This is a genomic window from Methanospirillum sp., from assembly GCF_035560735.1.
Taxonomy (GTDB): Archaea; Halobacteriota; Methanomicrobia; order Methanomicrobiales; family Methanospirillaceae; genus Methanospirillum.
Window position 1 is genome coordinate 1 of record NZ_DATMYY010000223.1, and the last position, 2,015, is coordinate 2,015.

The window sequence follows — 2,015 nt, forward strand, 5'->3', positions numbered from 1 at the left end:
AAACATACTTGTCTGGAGATCGGCGAATATCAGTGGTATGAGACCACAGATCATCGCGCTTCTGGGAAGTCCGCTTACTGAAGGCAATACCGCTAAATTATTAAAAAAATCAGTATCCGGTGCTGAAGCAGCTGGATGTGATGTTCGGGTTATTCATGTACCGGAACTTGAACTGACTGCCTGCCGGGAGTTTTATTTTTGCAAAGATCATGAGACCTGTATGATAGAGGATGATGTCAGTGGTCTGTATCCTGCATTCAGGGAGATGGGTAGTATGATCATTGCTACGCCGGTAATGACCATGGGAATACCCGGTCATCTGAAATCGTTCATGGATCGGTTTCAGGTCTTTTATTGCGCCAAATACGTGAGAAAAAAGAGACTTGTTTCAAAGGAAAAAAGGTCTGTTCGACGCACACTTCTTCTTTCTATATCTGGGATGAACATTCCAGAAAATTTTGATGGGGTTACTCTTTCAGTCAGGTCATTCTGTGATATTCTGGACTGTAGGTATGACGATGAACTCCTTATCAGGGACATGGACAACAAAGTGGACCTGGATAGATTCCCTGATCTTCTTGATGATGCATATCAGAAAGGGTTCAGACTTGGTGGACTCCTCACCGGAAAATATTGCAATACTGAATAATCATACCATGGATCTGATAAACATTATAAAAATCCCCATTCTTTCAGCGATGTAATTCCTGTCTTTGAGATTATTATATGATCTAACAGGGGAATGCCTAAAATAGTTCCTGCCTGTGCAAGTTGGGTCGTGATGCTGATATCCTGTGTGCTTGGTTCAAGACTGCCTGAAGGATGATTATGAACACAGATGATTGAAGCCGCCCTGTCTGTTATTGCATCACAATAAACTTCCCTAGGGTGCACGAGACTGTGGTTGAGAAGGCCCATTGTAATAATTCTTGGCTGTATCATTTCTGATGCCCCATTAAGAGTCACGACCAGAAAATGTTCCTGCTTTTTTGTTCTGATATCAGCGATCTCAGGCAACTGAAGAATGTCTTCTGGCCTGGTAATTTTGATGGTGGGCTCCTCGGATGGTTTTCCATATCTTCGGGCAATTTCAAAGCATGCCAGAAGAACACAGGCCTTAGACTGCCCTATACCCTCAACTCTGATGAGCTGGTCATACCCTGGCAAATCCTCCTTTTTTAAAAGATCTGCAACTTCCCTTGAAATTGAAATAATATCACGGTTTGGTGTTCCTTTGCCCAGAATTGCTGATATGAGTTCGTGATCTTCCAGAGATGCTGCCCCTTTTTGCACCATCTTTTCTCTGGGACGATCATGAACCTCAATATCCCGCATCCGCCTCATGATATCTCTGTTGTCATCTTATCCATAAGGATGTGAATGATCTGTCCTTGGATTCATTCTTCTTTATACGAATATGTACGAACATTCGATAATCAGAACAAATTTATGGCCATCTGTATTATGATCCGGTATGGCAACCAAGGACAATCTGAAGGCAGGTTTTGCCGGAGAATCTCAGGCAAACCGAAAATATGCATCATTCTCTGAGAAGGCAGCAGAAGAAGGATTTCCTCAGGTAGCAAAACTCTTCCGTGCAACTTCAGAAGCAGAGGCTATTCACGCTAAAAGGCATCTTTCTGTTTTAGGGATATCCTCTACCGCAGAAAATCTCGCTGCCTCTGTTGCTGGAGAGACTGAAGAGTTCACCGAGATGTATCCTGGTTTTTTAAAAGAGTCAGAAGCAGAAGCAAACACTGAAGCTACCCGTTCATTCACCTTTGCAATGAAGGCTGAACAGGTTCATGCCGGTCTGTATGAAAAAGCCCTTGCTGCAGTTAAGTCTGGAAAAGATCTCCAGGCTGAACATATTTATCTATGTCCGGTCTGCGGAAATGTAACTTTGGATAAAGCCCCCGGAAGCTGCCCCATCTGTGGAGTGCCCGGATCAAAGTGGTCAGAGATCTCCCTCTGAATTACATTTATTTTTATCTTGTGATCCAGATTCTGGTCTG

The 2,015-nt window shown here is 43.3% G+C and carries 3 protein-coding genes; 2 read left to right on the top strand and 1 reads right to left on the bottom strand.

The features are described 5' to 3' along the window. On the top strand, nt 1-649 hold a 649-nt coding region (locus VN429_RS06455; protein ID WP_325631132.1), incomplete at its 5' end, for a flavodoxin family protein. Nucleotides 650-672: 23 nt separating this feature from the next. On the opposite strand, the gene radC is transcribed toward VN429_RS06455, so the two are convergent. Continuing rightward, nucleotides 673-1,344: a RadC family protein gene (gene radC, locus VN429_RS06460; protein ID WP_325631134.1), complete on the bottom strand. Its 672-nt coding sequence runs from the start codon at nt 1,342-1,344 to the stop codon at nt 673-675. A 130-nt stretch (nt 1,345-1,474) separates the two neighbouring features. Here radC and VN429_RS06465 point away from each other — a divergent pair, with 130 nt between their 5' ends. Next, the gene (locus tag VN429_RS06465) at nt 1,475-1,975 is read left to right on the top strand and encodes a rubrerythrin family protein (protein WP_325631136.1); all 501 of its coding nucleotides are present in this window, start codon (nt 1,475-1,477) and stop codon (nt 1,973-1,975) included. The last annotated feature ends 40 nt before the right edge of the window (nt 1,976-2,015 follow it).

Coding starts and splice junctions, on each gene's coding strand:
- radC (WP_325631134.1), bottom strand. CDS start 1,344: ATGAGGCGGATGCGGGATATTGAGGTTCATGATCGTCCCAGAGAAAAG.
- VN429_RS06465 (WP_325631136.1), top strand. CDS start 1,475: ATGGCAACCAAGGACAATCTGAAGGCAGGTTTTGCCGGAGAATCTCAG.